This window comes from Prevotella sp. lc2012 (assembly GCF_900107065.1).
Taxonomy (GTDB): domain Bacteria; phylum Bacteroidota; class Bacteroidia; order Bacteroidales; family Bacteroidaceae; genus Prevotella.
Window position 1 is genome coordinate 62,501 of sequence record NZ_FNUF01000005.1, and the last position, 17,107, is coordinate 79,607.

16 protein-coding genes and 2 tRNA genes are annotated in these 17,107 nt (G+C 43.6%); 4 read left to right on the plus strand and 14 right to left on the minus strand.

Annotation, left to right across the window (positions count from 1 at the left end):
* Nucleotides 1-112: 112 nt before the first annotated feature.
* A tRNA-Arg gene (locus BLU99_RS10170) sits at nucleotides 113-184 on the plus strand.
* Between the two features lie 282 nt (nucleotides 185-466).
* Here BLU99_RS10170 and BLU99_RS10175 read toward each other — a convergent pair.
* From BLU99_RS10175 to BLU99_RS10215, 9 genes are all read right to left on the minus strand, one after another.
* A complete protein-coding gene (locus BLU99_RS10175; RefSeq protein WP_144006131.1) occupies nucleotides 467-1,069 on the minus strand; it encodes an outer membrane beta-barrel protein in 603 nt (200 codons plus the stop codon).
* 42 nt (nucleotides 1,070-1,111) lie between these two features.
* Nucleotides 1,112-1,642, minus strand: coding sequence for a hypothetical protein (locus BLU99_RS10180; RefSeq protein WP_091901749.1), 531 nt, complete (start codon nucleotides 1,640-1,642; stop codon nucleotides 1,112-1,114).
* Between the two features lie 696 nt (nucleotides 1,643-2,338).
* The gene (locus BLU99_RS10185) at nucleotides 2,339-3,310 is read right to left on the minus strand and encodes a hypothetical protein (RefSeq protein WP_091901752.1); all 972 of its coding nucleotides are present in this window, start codon (nucleotides 3,308-3,310) and stop codon (nucleotides 2,339-2,341) included.
* Nucleotides 3,311-3,375: 65 nt separating this feature from the next.
* A complete protein-coding gene (locus tag BLU99_RS10190) occupies nucleotides 3,376-3,843 on the minus strand; it encodes a hypothetical protein (protein ID WP_091901754.1) in 468 nt (155 codons plus the stop codon).
* The gene (locus tag BLU99_RS10195; protein ID WP_091901757.1) at nucleotides 3,833-4,150 is read right to left on the minus strand and encodes a hypothetical protein; all 318 of its coding nucleotides are present in this window, start codon (nucleotides 4,148-4,150) and stop codon (nucleotides 3,833-3,835) included. The genes BLU99_RS10190 and BLU99_RS10195 overlap by 11 nt, the downstream gene beginning before the upstream one ends.
* Nucleotides 4,151-4,164: 14 nt before the next feature.
* Complete coding sequence (locus BLU99_RS10200) at nucleotides 4,165-4,464, minus strand: helix-turn-helix domain-containing protein (RefSeq protein ID WP_091901759.1); 300 nt, start codon at nucleotides 4,462-4,464, stop codon at nucleotides 4,165-4,167.
* Nucleotides 4,465-4,576: 112 nt separating this feature from the next.
* On the minus strand, nucleotides 4,577-5,437 hold the full coding sequence (locus tag BLU99_RS10205; protein WP_091901761.1) for a hypothetical protein: 861 nt from the start codon (nucleotides 5,435-5,437) through the stop codon (nucleotides 4,577-4,579).
* Between the two features lie 47 nt (nucleotides 5,438-5,484).
* A complete protein-coding gene (locus tag BLU99_RS10210) occupies nucleotides 5,485-6,921 on the minus strand; it encodes a tyrosine-type recombinase/integrase (protein WP_091901763.1) in 1,437 nt (478 codons plus the stop codon).
* 218 nt (nucleotides 6,922-7,139) lie between these two features.
* Nucleotides 7,140-8,324, minus strand: a complete 1,185-nt coding sequence (locus BLU99_RS10215) for a helix-turn-helix transcriptional regulator (RefSeq protein WP_091901765.1) — start codon at nucleotides 8,322-8,324, stop codon at nucleotides 7,140-7,142.
* A 198-nt stretch (nucleotides 8,325-8,522) separates the two neighbouring features.
* On the opposite strand from BLU99_RS10215, the gene BLU99_RS10220 reads away from it, so the two are divergent.
* Both BLU99_RS10220 and BLU99_RS10225 read left to right on the plus strand, forming a co-directional pair.
* A complete protein-coding gene (locus tag BLU99_RS10220; RefSeq protein WP_091901767.1) occupies nucleotides 8,523-9,401 on the plus strand; it encodes a Cbp1 family collagen-binding glycoprotein adhesin in 879 nt (292 codons plus the stop codon).
* 37 nt (nucleotides 9,402-9,438) lie between these two features.
* Nucleotides 9,439-10,179 carry an autotransporter outer membrane beta-barrel domain-containing protein gene (locus BLU99_RS10225; protein WP_091901769.1) on the plus strand — a complete coding sequence of 247 codons (741 nt, stop codon included), beginning with the start codon at nucleotides 9,439-9,441 and terminating at the stop codon, nucleotides 10,177-10,179.
* An 86-nt stretch (nucleotides 10,180-10,265) separates the two neighbouring features.
* Here BLU99_RS10225 and secDF read toward each other — a convergent pair whose 3' ends face one another.
* The 3 genes from secDF to BLU99_RS10240 all read right to left on the minus strand — a co-directional run bounded on the left by secDF (nucleotide 10,266) and on the right by BLU99_RS10240 (nucleotide 15,436).
* Nucleotides 10,266-13,292: a protein translocase subunit SecDF gene (gene secDF, locus BLU99_RS10230; RefSeq protein WP_091901771.1), complete on the minus strand. Its 3,027-nt coding sequence runs from the start codon at nucleotides 13,290-13,292 to the stop codon at nucleotides 10,266-10,268.
* A 114-nt stretch (nucleotides 13,293-13,406) separates the two neighbouring features.
* Complete coding sequence (locus BLU99_RS10235; RefSeq protein ID WP_091901773.1) at nucleotides 13,407-14,501, minus strand: endonuclease/exonuclease/phosphatase family protein; 1,095 nt, start codon at nucleotides 14,499-14,501, stop codon at nucleotides 13,407-13,409.
* Nucleotides 14,498-15,436: a rhomboid family intramembrane serine protease gene (locus BLU99_RS10240; RefSeq protein ID WP_091902040.1), complete on the minus strand. Its 939-nt coding sequence runs from the start codon at nucleotides 15,434-15,436 to the stop codon at nucleotides 14,498-14,500. The genes BLU99_RS10235 and BLU99_RS10240 overlap by 4 nt, the downstream gene beginning before the upstream one ends.
* A gap of 262 nt (nucleotides 15,437-15,698) precedes the next feature.
* On the opposite strand from BLU99_RS10240, the gene BLU99_RS10245 reads away from it, so the two are divergent.
* Complete coding sequence (locus BLU99_RS10245) at nucleotides 15,699-15,968, plus strand: HU family DNA-binding protein (RefSeq protein ID WP_091901775.1); 270 nt, start codon at nucleotides 15,699-15,701, stop codon at nucleotides 15,966-15,968.
* A gap of 75 nt (nucleotides 15,969-16,043) precedes the next feature.
* Here the strand turns inward: BLU99_RS10245 and BLU99_RS10250 are convergent, their stop codons facing one another.
* Nucleotides 16,044-16,847: a gluconate 5-dehydrogenase gene (locus tag BLU99_RS10250; RefSeq protein ID WP_091901777.1), complete on the minus strand. Its 804-nt coding sequence runs from the start codon at nucleotides 16,845-16,847 to the stop codon at nucleotides 16,044-16,046.
* A 137-nt stretch (nucleotides 16,848-16,984) separates the two neighbouring features.
* A tRNA-Gln gene (locus BLU99_RS10255) sits at nucleotides 16,985-17,055 on the minus strand.
* Nucleotides 17,056-17,107: the final 52 nt, after the last annotated feature.

The following is a 17,107-nucleotide window of genomic DNA, read 5'->3' on the forward strand; positions in this document are numbered from 1 at the left end:
TGCGATGTGACAGCGTAAAAGTATAGTTCTACGATGTCCGTCTGAAAAATAAATGCCGTTGATTTTTGTTTTTTCCGTCTTTTCTCCGTACCTTTGCACACGAAAAGCATATGCCCTGATAGTTAAATGGATATAACAAGGCTCTCCTAAAGCTTAGTTCCGAGTTCGATTCTCGGTCGGGGTACAAAGAAAAGTTTGCAAGTGCTTATAAACAAGCCTTTTGCAAACTTTTTCTTGTTTTCTTGGGAAACATTTGGTAAACAAATGTCTATTTCTGCAGTTTTTTAGTACCTTTGCACATGGATTGTAGGGGTTTGGCCTACGGTTGTTTTACACATAATTCCCTTTCGGCTCTGTAATCCTTACGGAAAACAGAGCCTTTTCATATCCCCCTCAAAGGTGGGGAGGGGGGTGATGGGGGATAGGGCGGTATGGTGCAAATAGTCACTTTCTGAAAAAATTTTTTTTAAAATTTCAATCCAACATGAATATTAAATGAGCCAGCAGGTTTCTTTTGTATTTCATGCCCCGAATTGTATGAGGAAATTGTGAAATGCTCGTATTCATATTGTTGCTGATTATACCCAAGGGCAAAGTAAAATGTTTGCTTATTACTTATTTTAAAGTCGCAGCCAATTGCGGGTTCAAAGAAAAAGCCATTAGCCATCTTTATCTCATCCGTCTTGTCTAAATTAAAGGAATTTCCCAAATCTATAGAAGCAAAGGGAGAAATTTTTGCATTAGTAAAATTTGCCTTTATTCTTGCAAATAGTTGAATAAGATTTTGTGTCGATTTGCTGTCATAGGATGAAGATGTAGAGTATTTACCCCCCGATTCGTAACTATGATAAAAAAGACCATTAAGATATTCGTAACCTGCACCTATGCCCAAATACAGATAATCGTTAAATCTAAATCCATTAATCATTGATACTCCAAAGGAATAATCTGTGCGGTCATCAAGACCTATAGCCCCTTTAATCTCAACTGACTTTTCATAACCGCTACTTTGCGCATAAGATAATACGCAAGACATCAACAAAAGCATAGTAAAAATTACTTTTCTCATATTACTTAGTGAGTTTATATGCCGTTACCCATCGGCTCAAAATTAGATGTCTGAATTAACTGAAACTTTATTGTCGGGGCTTGCATTCGTTGTGTATTGAACATGAACCCCATCCTCTTCTTCGTCATCATTAAAATACCATGCCACGCTACACATATTGACTTTGTGCTTTCCATAAGTCTTTAGTTTAGAGGTTCTATTAACTGCCCCTAATATGCCCTCATTCCAATCTATTTCATTACCATACTTTTCTTTGAATTGCTGGGTCATACTTCTAAAAATGGTTTCGTCTTTGGCAATAGATTCATGGGGGAAATAAATGGTAACTAAAAGAATAGAATCATTCCCGCTATTGAACTTGACCTCCATTTCACAATTTGGATAGCCAGCATATTTTACTTTATAGCCATACCTGCCTTCTGCGGTTTTGTTGGGTTTATAGCCTTTTACTGCAAGTGCAGAATTAAACTTTTTCATTGTAGTGTTGGGATTTATCCCGAATACTGACTGTGGTGTCTGCGCATTGCAGAGTTGTGAAAACATAACCACCATAAGCAAAATTATTTTCTTCATACTTACTTTTAGGTGCTTATATGCCGTTACCCATCGGCTCTAATCGTTGAACTTCAATTCACCATGAGCCTACGCACATTCCATAAAGAAAAGGCGCAGGACTACTCCATACGCCTTCCTGGTCACCACAACCATCGTAAATATATGGATAGTCTGCGCCCTATACGGGGAGACACCCAATAATTTACGATGTTTTGTTGCTCGTTCAGCTTCGAGGTGGTGTTTGGAAGGCTATTGAGCAATATGTCTGCATCTATAATGCGGGTGTAAAGGTACAAATTTTCTGCCGATTTAGTATCAATATTCCAATTTTTCTTTCATCATGGGCTGCTATTTTGCCGAAAACCTAACAAAAGTTCACACGAATATATTATTAATTATATATATTAATTATTATATAGTGATATAATTAATAGCATATATAAGTATGTTTGTATCATGCAATAATCAATGCACAATCTTTATGTTTCTTGCATGAGGTTTAATGTTGTACCCTTTTTATTGGGTGTGAAAAGCATAAGAATTTATATGCTTTGTATCTTGCTCTAAATGAGGATATTGTGTTGTATTGAGATTGTTCTTTTAATTGTCTTTAGGCTTATTCTCGTGCCTTGTAAGCCACTTTGTATTAGTCGGTGGATAAGTTGCCCATCGGCTATGTAGAATGGGCTTATATGGGCTTAATTTACGGAGTGCCTAATTTGGGATGCTGTTAAGTCCTACGGCTTGCGCTATCTTTTCGGTTAAATCCCATCGGCTTGTAGTCTGTACCTCTATTAGACTTTGTATTTTCTTGATTTCATGTTTTCTTGCATCCTTATCGGACTTTGACAGAATGTCACCTGCGCTATTGACAGCATTGTATAGCATCTTTTTCACTTCTTCAAGTGAACACCCTGCATTGATGGCACTTTCGGTAAGGGCATAGGCATAAACATTCAAAGTGCGAAAATCTTTTTTGTCGTTTGGTAATTTTATATCTTTGCTTGGCACAAGTCTTTGGTATTGATTAAGCAGGTCTTTCTTTAGTACCATTTCCCAATCCGAATTAGCCAAATGCCATAGTTTCATATTTCGCCCTTTGTTCAGAACAATATGCGGCTTTTTATAGTGGACTTCAAATTTGATGTATTTTTTTGCATCCTCCCATCCTATTTGTCGTAAAGTCTGCTTACGGCTTTCGCTTTGCTTTGTCTTGATATTGTAGCCTGCATCGTACATCTTTAGTGAAACATTCTTATCTGACCACCATCTAAACCGCCCTTTGTCTCGGCCTTTCTCTTCTTTCGTTAGCCCCTCATTGGGTTTAGATGAATGGTGGATGATATACTCCTTTGGTTTTGTCGGCACTTCCATAATAACACCATATTCAAACTCATCTATATCGGCTTGCCAAAAGTCCAAATTCGTGATTTGTTTAATATAGTCTATGGTCTGAACAAACTTTGCTCTGTCAAATGTGAAATTGTTGCCTTGAAAGAAATACGGAACACTACCTTTGAGCCTTATGCCATCCGTATTGTTAAGTATCACTATTTTCATGTCCTCACAGCCTTTTATGGCATAGATTTCACGATTATACTTAGAACTTTGGTTTTCAAGTTGCAAATGTGTAAAATTTATAGTACCTTTGCACCCGAATATGGTTGCACTGATAAAGTCAATCATAGTCAAAAATTTATTTTAAAATCCAGAGTAGGGGGGTACTGTGAAGCACTCCCCTACATTTTTTGTTATATGATAGATGCAGCGAACTTGAAAGCCTCATCAATGTGTTCGGGGGTGGCCATGCCGACAAAGTAGAATATCGTAATAGTCTGCCATGAATCGTTAGAGTAGAATATCATCAAATCCCCTATGTCGGTTATCTTTCCATCACTATCTGATATGCCGCAAGTTCCATAACCTATAAATTGGGGATAGTCGGGATTTCTGCGTATCTTAGTATGTACTTGATAAGGCTTGTTTCGCATTAAAGATGATTTTGATTGCTCCTTATGCGTGAATTGCGCCTTAAACTCACCGATAGTAGGATGCAAGGTGTTTGAACTCTTCTTTATGGGCGAGAATAAATCATCTTTCACCGATATACGATTAGGCAAAATCTGACTACCACCTTTCCAATAGTAACTGGTCTTGGTGTCGGCCTTTAATTGGTAGGTGCATATTTGCATTGTCTTTTGAATAAACTCATTCTCCATTGAATACCTCCTTTCTGTCAAGTATAGCAATTATCTTTTCTTGTGCGACCGTATCGGCATATCCTAAGATATGATAGTACAAAACCAATTCTTGCACTAACTTTTCATTTCGGATAGGGCTTGTAGATGATTCCCACCTCTTTAAGTCGGCATTTATGGCGGTACACAAAAACCATCGTATATCTTCTAATAGAAAGTTTTTGCTTTGTTGTCCTCCCGTTATGGGCGGCACACAAAGGCTTTCAATGTTTAGAATGTCTTTTACGGCTTCGTTGAAAAAGTCGCTTGTAGTTACTTTCTTTCCCATTGTCTGCCCTCCTATTACTTTGCATCAATATAGTGTGCTTGCATGAATTTGTGCAAGTCACCTCTTTTCACATAGATTTTCCTGCCAACTTGTGTAAAGGGGATAATACGGCGGTCTCGATAGGTCTGCCATGTCTTTTGGCTAACACCTAACAACTTCCTTGCTTCCGTAGATTCCAGCCATTGGCCGTTAATCTCATCAGTGCTCTTTTGCCTTACAAGTTCTTTTAGTTCTTGCAGGTCGGATTTCATACCCTCCCACTCGGTTTGTGGGAGCATTACCATTGTAGTGGGTTGGTTTACCTTTGTTTCCATTCTCTTTATATTTTTGTTTGTTAATGTTTTGTTGTTTATTATGGTGCAAAGGTAATAGGTTTCTTGTAACCCTCATTGGTAGAAAAAAAAGAAAAAGCCACCTGTTTTTCTACTAAACAAGTGGCAAGTATGGATTATAGCGGATTTCGTGCTCTTGTGTTTCTAAACACATTGCTTTCATATACTCCTCTATGGGATATGAGTATTTCTTTTTAGCCTTTTCATTAAGTAAAATCTGCCTTTCTTTAGGGATAAACCCCATATACGAAAGACATTCGTACATTGTCCTATATATGGAATTACTTAACTTTCGGTTGCCTATGTAGTTTAGAAATACATCTATTGCACAATAAAGTTTGCTATTACTCTTTGGCCTACCTTGTTCCTTTTGGAGATATGATATGTGGTCTTTAAGTCCTTTTATAGTACCTTTGATTTGTTCCTTTGTGATTTCTTGTGGAACACAGTTTTTTGTTAGTTCAATTATAGTTTCTTCATCATAGGTTCTTCTTTCTTCCGCACACTTATATAGATAGTCCATGCGTTCTTGATGTGTTAGGCTATCAAACCAATTTTCCCTTTCTTCGTCATGCGGTAGAGTGATGGGTGGAACATCTAAACTGTTTTCTTTATAAAGTTCTATTAGTCGTAGTTCTAACCATTCCCTTGCTTGTTGTGGCAAAGTCGCTTGTGAACTACCTATTCTAATATTATCCTCGGATTTAATAGCCAGCAAAGATTCTGCGATATTTAATTGTTCTTTCAAAAAGTCCAAACAATCGGTTGGCTTATCGGCATCGGGATTGGGCGAACACTTAATATTGAAAAGCCATTGGTGAATATCGTCCGCATTGTTCTCAAAAATACTTCCGTTCAACAAAGAGATAAATTCCTCTTTGTTTTCATCCTTTGGGATAAGCCCATCCTTATAAATGATAAGTTCTATTTGCTTTGTTCCGTCAATTAGTATCATAACTTTAGAATTGGGGCAAGGGAGTTACCCCTCACCCAGATTATACATTATTGGATATGTGCTAATACCATTTGCAACTTTTCGGGTGATAGCCCTTGCAGTTGCTTTATTATATCATTCACTTTGCTATCTTCATCTTTCTTAAATATTTCACTCATTGCATTGTCGGTTCTTTCAGTTGCAAAACTACCCATATATCTTTCTGTAATAGATACGCTTGAATGGCCTAAAAGGTCTTTCACCATCAAGTTATCCATGCCTTCATCCTTTGCTTTTCTTGCAAAAGTGTGCCTTGCAACATGGGTAGATACTTTCTTTTCAATTCCTGCCCTTTTTGCTATTATTGCCAATTCCTTATTTATCAAGGCGGTCTTGGCACTTATCACCGTGAACATATTATATTTCATATCGGATGGCATTCTGTTCTTTTCCTCTTGTGTGACATACTTACTCCATATTGCTTTGCCATCTAACAAAGGAAATATGTAGTCTGTTGGTTGTGCATCATCCTTTCTGTAATGCTTTAGTATGTCAAGGGCTGCGGGTATAAGTTTTATATCTCTTGGTTTGTTATTCTTTCCCATAGTGTACCTTATTCGCCCATCGTCAGTAATATTACACCATCTTAGTTGAATAAGGTCTCCTGCCCTTATTCCTGCGCAGTAAAATGAAAAGAAAAAGTAGTTTCGACAATTCCAGATGAGGCTATCTTTCGGCAATTCAAGCCCTAATATTCTATCAAGTTCATCATCAGTTAGTTTTTCTTTCGTTGTAGGAATACCGCTGCAAGTAAACACATTGAATGGGTTGTCTTGTGGCAGCATCTTTTTATCTTCGTCAATAGCCTTATTCACAATGGCTCGGAAAACCCTAAACACAACTTGGATTGTGTTCTGATGCAATAGTAGTTCGGGTTGTCTTTCGTTGGGTATTTGATGCAAGAATGTATCAAACTCAGACAATAGGGCTGGAGTAAGTTCGGCAAAGGTAATGTCTTTTTTCTTCTTTGATTTAAGATAGGCTTTTAGTTTATTCATAAAGCCATTGTACTTTTTCCAATTCCGAATATTGCCTAATGCCCTTATATCGTCTGTTCGCTTTTGGGCATAATCTACAAAAGAATCACTTGTTTCGGACTTTCTAATCTTTTCCACAAGATTTTCTAATGTCAAGTTGCCTGCCTTTTGCAATTCGGTGGCAGCATCCTTGTACTTTTCCACCATATCAAACAACTCTGCATTCTTTTTAGCATAGTCCGTGAAACCCTTTCGGAAATGTGCATAAGGTTTTTGTGGGTTTGCGTTCCAATGGTCGCTGATAATTTCGTTCTTACCAGTCTTGGGGCTTTTCCTAATTTCGGCCTCAACCTCATACATAGTCCGTACCTTTTTCTGTTTCCTGTCTAATGTGATACGAAACACTACGGGATATAAACCCCGTTTGTTGGCCTGTGTTGCCAACTGAAATCCAAATGAAATTGCCATAATGTATTTATTTTAAAATCCGTATGCAAAGGTACGAAAAACATTTGAAATTGGGAAACATTTGGGAAACAATTTTGTTATTTCAAAACATTTTATTACCTTTGCACCCGAAAATAGAATCAATAAACACCAATAAATAAGGCAATTCCGATAACGAACACTATATTAGAATATAATGTTAGTAGTTTCGGTCGGGGTACTAATGACTGGGCGAACTTTCAAAGGCTTCGGCCAGTCGTTTTCTTTTGCGACTGTTGTCTGGCTTGGATTTTCTGTTGGAAATCACTGGGCGAACAACCGATATACAACTTGAAATTCCGATAGAAGGTGCTGATTGACGAGAATCCAGACTTGGCAGCCACATCAGCGAGGTAGGCATTGGGATCGCCTTCGATCAGAAGAACGGCGTGGTCGATGCGCCTCCGATTGATATATTCTGAGAACGACATACCCATCTCCACATTGATGACTTGGTAGATGTAGTTCCTGTTGGTGTGTAGCTGTTTAGCCAGATCGTTGGTCTTTAGGTTGGGCTGGAGGTAGAGCGCATTGTCTTCTACCAGATGACGGATCTTACCCCTTAACGACTCTTCGTCCTTCAAGATGCCGCCAGTGGACTCGTCTGTATCGTCAATCTCTAAGAGAGCGTCCTGTATGGAGAATTTCTGACGGAGGCCGACATGCCCGATAAAAAGAATCAGAATTGAGAAGATAACCGACGGAATGGCGAGCATCCACATAGAGTCGGCAAAGCGGTACCGACCGACTGCATTACAAATAAAGGCTATCAGCGAGGCTGTCACAAGAAGAATGAGTAGCGGTTTGACAGAGTTCAGGGATTTTTCCTCGATGTCTGAATAAAAGTTCTCAATCAGTTGGTTGTACTGTGTAACCCGTTGCCAGCCGAAGATGAATATCGGTGGAATCTCGAGGGCGAAGACGATCTTTACTAGCAGATGTGCCTGTCCCTGCCACCATGCCAGTCCTGTGAGCGTAGCATAATTGTCACCGTAGAGATGGGATTGTATGAACTGGACGGTCTCTTCCTTGTCCATGAGGATGTAGAGCAGGCCTACTAGGATGAAGCAGACGAAGGCGGGTGACAGGTATAGCCACTGGCGCCAGCGTAGCGGCTGGTTCGTCGTGAGCTCTTCTATATAGATGTAGAAAAGGGGGAACACCGCTGGGTTACAGAAACTGTAGACCGTATCTGAGAACGGGATAGCCTCTGTGAGTCTGTGGAAATAGATGGAGTGGGCCAGATACAGGAAGGCGGCGACGACCATATAGATGAGCAATCGGCTCTTGGGCTTGTCCCATCTGTCATGAAGACTCAGGCCAAGCAAAGCCGAGAGGATGATACAAACCATCATCGGCAGGGATATGATCATGGACTGTATCATGGCACAAAGATAACTAAAATGTGGTTCAGAACAAAAAGAAACCGCCTCTTTTTCTTTTGGATTTGTGATTTTGCACGATGAAATTGCGAATATGCCCGCTATTTCTACGAATATGCCCGATAGATTCTATAATTATAAACTGTTAAATTCTCTCATAATCCCTATCTTTGCAGAAAAAATGTTAAAAACCTAATAAGTATGAAGAAGAAAGTTTTCTCTTGTTTTATTGTCCTGACTACCTTGATGGTTGTCGTATCGTGTAATGGTGGTGCCGGTGTGGACGAGTTAAAGCGTCAGGTGGACTCTCTTGAAAATCTGAACGCGCGTAACCAGAGTGACCTGGATAACATGAGCTCTTTTGTTGCAGTGCTGTCTGAGGGGCTCGACACAATCGCCAAGCAGGAAGGCACCTTGTTCTATACAAATCAAGGACCGGAGGGGACGATCGTGGACCGCGAACAACTTAAGAAGAACCTGGAGTCTTTTGCCAACACACTCGCCGAACAGCGTGAGAAGATCCGTCGGATGACCGATTCTTTGAATGCTAAGGGTGCGAACATGAAGAAGTTAGAGACGCTTATTACCTATTTAAATAAGCAAATTGATGAGAAAGATCAGATGATAACCCGTCTTCAGGAGGAACTGAAGCAGAAGAACGCGAATATCGCTCAGTTGAGTGGTAAGCTAAGTGCACTGAGTCAGAATAATAACTCGTTAAGTCAGAAGGTGCAGGAGCAGGAGCAACAACTCAGCAAACAGTCGGCAAGGATTAATAAGGGTTATGTCGTGATGGGCTCTGGAAAGGTACTGAAAGAATCGGGCGTCATCACGGGCGGCGGCTTTATGAAGAAATCATCGGTTAACTATAACGATTTGCCGCGTGAGTTGTTTACTCAGGTCGATACACGTACGTTTGGCGGTATGCAAATCCCTGCGGCCAGACCTAAGGTACTCTCGGCTATGCCGTCCTCATCGTATGAGATTGTCAAAACCGGTAAGGACGCCTCGGAGATTCACATCACTGACCCAGAGGCTTTCTGGAGCAATACGAAGTATCTGATAATCCAGACCAAATAATCTTTATTATTAATACACATCTAAAAACCTAATTGTTATGAAAAGAAACAGATTATTCATGATGGCCGCATTCGTAGTCGTTTGCGCATCCGTTTCAGCACAGCAGGTGATCACTCTTGACGAACTGCAACAAAGGAAAAAGACACAGGCAAAGACCACTCAGACAAAGGCTGTTCAACCGAAAGCACAGAAGGCAAAGGTCGGTAAGAGTGTCCTTGCATCTACCGGCATGGGCTTTAGTACATTCTACCTGCAGTATAATGCCGCCAGTCAGAAGTATAGCCACGACGGTCATAGTATCAGCACCAGTCTTCCGTCTTTCTCTGCCGGTTATACGAAGGCATTCCCTCTCGGTCCCTCATTATATATTGAGCCAGGGGTCGCTCTCCAATATCTCTTCAAATCGGAGAAAGAAGATGGGGGGACAGAGAAATTCAGCATGCTTTCCGCTAAGATTCCGGTTAACGTGATTTACTCACTTCCTGTGGGCGATGGAATCTACATTGATCCGTATGCTGGCGTTTATCTGCGTGGTAACATTCTGGCTCAATACAAGTATGAGCATGGAGGACATTCTGAGACTGTCGATCTCTTCTCCAAGGATGATATGGGGAGCAGTGACAATACAGCAAAGCGGATGCAGGTGGGCATGAATCTTGGTGTCCGTGCTCGTTTCAGTAAGTTCTTGGTGGGACTCGGCTATTCGATGGATTTGACCGATTTTACAAAGTATAAGAAGACTAACTCGTTTGACATCACTCTTGGTATGACTTTCTAATAGAAACCTTATTAAATAATAGAAGGGAGCGTACATCTTTGTACGCTCCCTTATCATTTGATGTGTCTGAATAGAATCAGATACTTTTATTTTGCGGCAACGGCAGCCTCGTCCTCCTTGATGGTGCGACCCAGTGTCAGGTAGGCAACAGGGGCAGCGATAAAGAGAGACGACAGTGTACCGAAGATCACACCGAGAATCATTGCGAACGAGAATGAACGGATGCTATCACCACCAAGGATGAAGATAGCCAACAGTACGATCAGGGTCGTAACAGAGGTGTTAATGGTACGGGCCAATGTCTGGTTCAAAGAGTCGTTGAACAACTGCTGACGATCACGTTTGCCATACAAACCGATGTTCTCACGGATACGGTCGAACACCACCACCTTATCGTTGATAGAGTAACCGATCACCGTCAGGATGGCACCGATGAACACCTGATCGATCTCCAGTGACATCGGTAGGATACCCCAGAACAGTGAGTAGCAGCCGATAACGATCAAAGCGTCGAGTGCCAACGCAACGACAGCGCCTACAGAGAAGGCGAGGTTGCGGAAACGGAGCAAGATATAGAGGAAGATGGCAATCAGAGCGATAACAACGCTGATGATAGCACCGTAGGTGATATCCTTAGCCACTGACGGACCAACCTTGGCAGAAGAGATGATGGAACCTCCTTCGCGAACATCGGGGTTCTTGAAGGCTTCTACGTTCTCCTGACTGACGAAGCCGCCCTTCTTCAGTGCATTGAAGAGGATGGTCTCAGCCTGGTCGTCAACCTCAGGATTATTAGACTCGATATCCCAGTTGGTAGAGATACGAACGGTCTTGCCGTCTGTGCCGAGGGCGATGACGCTGGTGTTAGCCTCCTGACCCTGGTTCTCGCCCATCGTGTTGATGAAGGCACCAGCCATGGCTGAACGTACATCCTCAACATGAGTCTGCTTGTCGAGTGTTACCACGTAGTTACGTCCACCGGTGAAATCGATGCTCTGGCTCAGACCGCGTACGGCAAATGAGATGCAGCAGATGATGGCGATTGCTCCCCAGATGGTGAAGGTCTTTTTATACATGCCCATGAAATTGTAACGGGCATTCTGCATCAGGTTCTTCGAGTATGCGGTCACAAAGGTCAGATTCGTCCACTTGTCTTTCTTCAGCATGTGATCGTAGACCAAACGAGTCATGAACACGGCGGTGAAGAAGCTCACAAGGATACCGATGATCCAAGTAGTAGCGAAGCCTTTCACAGGACCTGTACCGAAGTAAAGCAGGATGATACCAGTGATGAGCGAGGTGAAGTTTGAGTCGAAGATAGCGCTGAAGGCGTTTGAGTAACCCTTGTTGAGAGCTTCTTTCACGCTGAGGCCCTTCTTCAACTCTTCCTTGATACGCTCATAGATGAGCACGTTGGCATCCACAGCTGTACCCAGCGTCAGCACGATACCGGCGATACCCGGCATGGTCAGAGCAGCCTGGAACGAAGTCAGGATACCCAGTGTGAAGAACAGGTTGAACAGCAGAGCGATATCGGAGAGAATACCCGGAATGAAGCCATAAAGCATGATCATGTAGATCATCAGCAGCACGAAGGCCACAACGAAGGAGATAACTCCCTGCTTGATAGACTGGGCACCGAGTGACGGACCAACGACCTCCTCCTGTACGATACGGGTAGGAGCCGGCATCTTACCAGAGTTAAGTGTGTTTGCAAGGTCCTTTGTGAGCTCAATGGTGAAGTTACCTGTAATCTGAGAGTTACCACCATCAATCTGAGTCAGGATACGGGGAGCAGAGTAAACGGCATCGTCGAGCACAATGGCTACGGCTTTACCGATGTTTTGCTTGGTAATCTGGCTCCAGCGACGTGCACCGTCAGAGTTCATCTGCATAGATACAGAGGGGTGACCCATCTGATCGAAGTCGTCCTTGGCGTTGGTGATCACATCACCCTCCAACGGAGCACGACCTGAAGGTTCGGTAATCTTCAGAGCATAGAGCTCGAAGATCTCGCCTTTGGCCTGACCTCCGAAATCCTCTGGTCTGGCACCCCAACGGAGTTTCAGTTCTGCAGGGAAAATCTGGTTAGCGAGATCAGAGTAAATGATCTTGTTGATCTCTGCGGTATCGCGGGCATTAGCATAACCAACCACTGCGAGGGTGTTGCCCTGTGTGGGCTGGAAGATAGCGAACAGGGGATTCTGCTTCTTGGCCAACTCTGCAGCCTTGGATACTGCTGCGTCTTTGTTGTCCTTCTTAGCCAACTTGGCAGCGAGGTCGGTTGTAGCAGCCTTGGCAGCGTCAACAGCAGTAGTGTCGGCAGCCACGTCTGTGGTGTCAACGGCAGCATCACCCTGAGCAGCATAACGCTGATTCAACTGAGCGAGCAGCGGGGTAATCTCCTGACTGTTATAGGTCTCCCAGAATTCGAGGTTGGCAGAACCCTGGAGGAGCTTACGTACACGCTCGGGCTCCTTGATACCAGGCATCTCGACCATGATACGGCCGCTCTGACCTTCGAGTTTCTGGATATTGGGCTGTACAACACCGAACTTGTCGATACGGTTGCGAACCACATTGAATGAGTTGTCAACGGCGGCCTGCACCTCTGTACGGAGAGCGCTCTCGACCTCGGAGTCGGAACTCTGGGTGCTCACCTTGCCCTTCATCTGCTGAGTGGCGAAGATGGCAGCGAGTGGACGACCGTTGCCTTCCTGTTTCCAATACTTCACGAACAGAGAGATGAAGTCATTCTGACTGGTCTCCTCTTCTTTCTTGGCGAGTTCCATCGCCTTCTTGTAGGCAGCGTCGGTCTTGTGGTCGGCGAGCACGTCGACAACATCAGGCACAGACACCTCAAGAATCACGTTCATACCGCCTTTCAGGTCAAGACCTAGGCCAATCTCCATCTCACGGCACTGCTTCAGAGAATAGATGCCCATGTACACCTTCTCGTTGTTGATTGAGTCGAGGTACTCCGCACCTGCCTGCTCACCCATGGCAGCGGCCTTACTCTCATAGTGGCGCGTCACGAAGGAGAAGGAAAGGTAGAAGCAGCACACGAGAATCAGAAGCACTGCGATAAATTTTACAATTCCTTTGTTTTGCATTTTGATTTTTGTTGTTATTTAGTTATTATATATTCTGTTCGCGTACATTTTAGCGTGCAAATATAGGCATTTTTTTAGAGAAGGAAAAATTTATAGACGATTTTCACTTATTTTTTATGGATTATGGGATAATTTTAGTCTGCAGGATATAGGATAATGGTCGCTTGCGTCTATTTTGTTGTCGACAGAGCAGTTATAGGGCTTAAAGTGGTCGGAACACATGATATGATCGATGCGAAAGAAGAATCCTTTCTGATTATATGACAAACCGACACCGCGCCCTGTCTCCACAAAACAGTCTGTCAGTCCTTGTGCGATAATACGACGTGAGTAGGAGATAGGATTGTCGTTAAAGTCGCCACATACAATGATGGGGTATTGTCTGTGTGCCTCGATATACTGGTGTACCGCCTCGGCCTGTGGCGCTCTGATGGCAGTTGACTTCCCGAGTTTTCCAAGTAACAGCAACGACTCCTCTTTGACGGTATCACTCTCCATCTTGCCTCGCAACATCTCCTTGTAACGGGTACGGTCTTCCGTTGACAGATGGGTGGTTTCCAGATGGTTGTTGATGACGATGATGGTATCGCCCTCCACCTGCAGGAAATAGGCCACGGAACCGTTGGCCAATGAAGAATATTGAATTCTCTCTTTTCGGAGGATGGGGAACTTCGAGTGGATGCCTATGCCATTCTTGCTTGTGGGTAGCTCCTGGAAGAGTGTTGTGTCGTTGTAGGGGTATATCTTTTTGTACCTGTGAAGGACAAAACGCCGCCAGGAATCGACATCTTCCTGCAGGCATACGATATCTGCATCCTGACGTTTCAAATAGTTGTAAATCGTGTCGAATGCATCCTCGTATTTGTAATTGCCGCTATACTGACACACGTTGTACGATAGGATCTTGAAGGTGCCGTCGGGCACGTCCTGTTTGGAGTTTAGGGGCATGTATACAGTGATGGGGATATACACGAGTGCGTAACCAACAAGTGGGATCCATGCTTTCCTCCATTTAAATGTTAACCAAAAGAACAGGAACAGCAGGTTGGCAATCAGAAAGATCGGAAAGGTCATTCCCAGGTTGGAAAACATGGGAAACCGGACGGGGTCGACATGGTCGCCGTAGCCGGCCAGGAGCATCAGTACGACTGTGGCGGCATTGGCGCCGGCCACGATGTTGATGGTGAATGTCTTTAGTTGTCTGATCATCGCTGATTGCTGGCGTCAAAGAGCTTTTTCTTCTCCTCCTTCGTCAGACTATCGTAGCCACTTCTCCGAATCTTGTCGAGGATGGCGTCGATCTCTTCTTGGTTGTGTTTTTTGCGGGCATTATATGCCATGTCTTCCTCCTTTGATCCACCGCGCTCGACATGCATGTCGGTATGGTGCTGACTCCTGTTCTGCTGCTGTCGCTGCTCGAAGTTGCGTTTCAGGTTCTCGAAGAACTGCTCGCCACGGATGCGATTGAAGCCGGATCCGGGATGACGGTTCCAATAACGTATCATCAGATAGCCGAAGAGCATACCGCCCAAATGGGCCGTATGGGCTACACCGTCACCAGAGGAGCCAAGGGCAGAGAAGAATTCAATGGCCACATAACCCAACACGAACCATTTGGCTTTGATGGGGAATGGGAAAGGAATGATGAAAAGTCGCTCGTTAGGAAAGGTCATGCCAAAAGCCAGGATGACAGCATAAACGGCACCAGAGGCACCGATGGTGGTCCAAGCATTCAAGGCATTGGCATAATGAGCGCCGTACTCCATGACGGTACCGAGGCTGGCACCTGGCACTTGCTCGGCTACGGTCATGTAAAATGAGCCGAACTGCGCCAGCTCCTGTAGTACACCTGCGCCGATTCCACATGTAATGTAATAAAAAAGGAATTTCTTGGGTCCCCATACGTTCTCGATGACGCAACCGAACATCCACAAACCGAACATGTTACTCAGGATATGCATGAAACTGGCATGCAGGAATAGGTACGTGACCAGTTGGTATAGATGGAAGTTACTCGCCATGAAAAAATGGAGACCACCAATGTCTGCCAGGTCAATACCACGTAGGTCGAAGACAGTGGTGGCGAGGAATGCCAGCAGATTAATAATCAGCAGATTCTTGGTGATGGTAGGTATGCGGAACATCATGTCTTTTTGCTTTTATTATTTGTTATTGTTGTCTGATTTTCAAGGGGGACAGCGTGGCTGCCTCTCCTATTCGTGGGCAAAATTACTAAAAATATCTCTTTTTTATGCTTAAAAAGGGGTCATTACAACTATTTTTCATGAAAAAAGTTATTTTTTCCGTTTTTTTGTTGTTTCTTTAAATACTTTCCATTATATTTGCCAAAGAATTCAGCTAAACATTAGTTATTACTATTAATAATTCACTAAATTTTTCAAGATTATGAACAAAACAGAATTGGTAGAGAAGATCGCAGCAGGTGCTGGTCTCTCAAAGGTTGACGCAAAGAAGGCTCTTGACGCTACAGTAGCAGCTATTAAGGACGCACTCGCAAAGGGTGACAAGATTGCTCTCGTTGGTTTCGGTACATTCAGCGTGAATGAGCGTCCGGCTCGTGAGGGTATCAACCCTGCAACCAAGCAGAAGATCAAGATTGCTGCAAAGAAGGTGGCTAAGTTCAAGGCTGGTGCCGAGCTCGCTGCTGCTCTCTAAGCATCATAATGTAATAAAAAATTAAGGAGACTTCCATTTGGAGGTCTCCTTGTTTTTTTATCGTGTTTTCCTCTATTATTTTGGCTGTTTGCCAATGTAGGCGAGGATACCACCGTCGACGTAGAGGACATGACCGTTAACAGCATCAGAGGCATGTGATGCAAGGAAAACGGCAGGCCCACCAAGTTCACTTGGATCGAGCCAACGTCCAGCTGGTGTCTTGGCGCAAATGAAACTGTCGAAAGGATGACGACTGCCGTCGGGCTGGCGCTCACGCAGTGGTGCAGTCTGTGGGGTAGCGATGTATCCCGGACCAATGCCGTTACATTGGATATTATACTCGCCATATTCAGAACAGATGTTGCGGGTGAGCATCTTCAGACCGCCTTTGGCGGCAGCATAGGCACTGACGGTCTCACGTCCCAGTTCAGACATCATTGAGCAGATATTGATGATCTTACCCTCGCGACGCTCCATCATCTCGGGGATGACAGCCGACGAACAGATGAACGGACCAACGAGGTCGATATCAATGACTTGTTGGAACTCTGCGCGTTTCATTTCGTGCATGGGGATACGCTTGATAATACCTGCGTTGTTGACAAGGATATCGATCTGTCCTACCTCCTGATGAATCTTGTCGACGAGAGCTTTCACGGCGTTTTCATCGGTCACGTCGCAGACATAGCCTTTCACGTTTTCGATACCCGCTTCTCTGTAGTTGGTCAATCCGCGCTCCAGAGCGGCCTCGTTGATGTCGTTGAAGATAATGTTCTTGATGCCGGCTGCAACGAAAGCTTTGGCGATGTTAAAACCAATTCCGTAGGAAGCTCCGGTAATCCATGCGTTCTTACCTTCAAGAGAGAATAAATTTGCCATAGTCTTGTTTGTTTTAGAATTATATTATCCGTTTGTTGCCTGCAAAGTTACAAATTATTATATGGATGGCAAAAAAGGAACACTTAAAAATGATGAAAAAAAGAGGATCTGCAGAAACGCAGACCCCCATTGTGAAGTTGGACGACTCGGATTCGAACCGGGAATGACAGAACCAAAACCTGTAGTGTTACCATTACACCATCGTCCAGAATCGGGTGCAAAGGTAGTAAAAATTTAGCATTCAGCCAAATTTTTACCAC

Bases quoted from the DNA above. Each gene is read 5' to 3' on its own strand.
- BLU99_RS10215 (WP_091901765.1), bottom strand. From the start codon at position 8,324: ATGATACAGTCCATGATCATATCCCTGCCGATGATGGTTTGTATCATC.
- BLU99_RS10175 (WP_144006131.1), bottom strand. From the start codon at position 1,069: ATGAGAAAAGTAATTTTTACTATGCTTTTGTTGATGTCTTGCGTATTA.
- BLU99_RS10225 (WP_091901769.1), top strand. From the start codon at position 9,439: ATGAAAAGAAACAGATTATTCATGATGGCCGCATTCGTAGTCGTTTGC.
- BLU99_RS10190 (WP_091901754.1), bottom strand. From the start codon at position 3,843: ATGGAGAATGAGTTTATTCAAAAGACAATGCAAATATGCACCTACCAA.
- BLU99_RS10240 (WP_091902040.1), bottom strand. From the start codon at position 15,436: ATGTTCCGCATACCTACCATCACCAAGAATCTGCTGATTATTAATCTG.
- BLU99_RS10210 (WP_091901763.1), bottom strand. From the start codon at position 6,921: ATGGCAATTTCATTTGGATTTCAGTTGGCAACACAGGCCAACAAACGG.
- BLU99_RS10185 (WP_091901752.1), bottom strand. From the start codon at position 3,310: ATGATTGACTTTATCAGTGCAACCATATTCGGGTGCAAAGGTACTATA.
- BLU99_RS10245 (WP_091901775.1), top strand. From the start codon at position 15,699: ATGAACAAAACAGAATTGGTAGAGAAGATCGCAGCAGGTGCTGGTCTC.
- BLU99_RS10195 (WP_091901757.1), bottom strand. From the start codon at position 4,150: ATGGGAAAGAAAGTAACTACAAGCGACTTTTTCAACGAAGCCGTAAAA.
- BLU99_RS10250 (WP_091901777.1), bottom strand. From the start codon at position 16,847: ATGGCAAATTTATTCTCTCTTGAAGGTAAGAACGCATGGATTACCGGA.
- BLU99_RS10180 (WP_091901749.1), bottom strand. From the start codon at position 1,642: ATGAAGAAAATAATTTTGCTTATGGTGGTTATGTTTTCACAACTCTGC.
- BLU99_RS10235 (WP_091901773.1), bottom strand. From the start codon at position 14,501: ATGATCAGACAACTAAAGACATTCACCATCAACATCGTGGCCGGCGCC.
- BLU99_RS10220 (WP_091901767.1), top strand. From the start codon at position 8,523: ATGAAGAAGAAAGTTTTCTCTTGTTTTATTGTCCTGACTACCTTGATG.
- secDF (WP_091901771.1), bottom strand. From the start codon at position 13,292: ATGCAAAACAAAGGAATTGTAAAATTTATCGCAGTGCTTCTGATTCTC.
- BLU99_RS10200 (WP_091901759.1), bottom strand. From the start codon at position 4,464: ATGGAAACAAAGGTAAACCAACCCACTACAATGGTAATGCTCCCACAA.
- BLU99_RS10205 (WP_091901761.1), bottom strand. From the start codon at position 5,437: ATGATACTAATTGACGGAACAAAGCAAATAGAACTTATCATTTATAAG.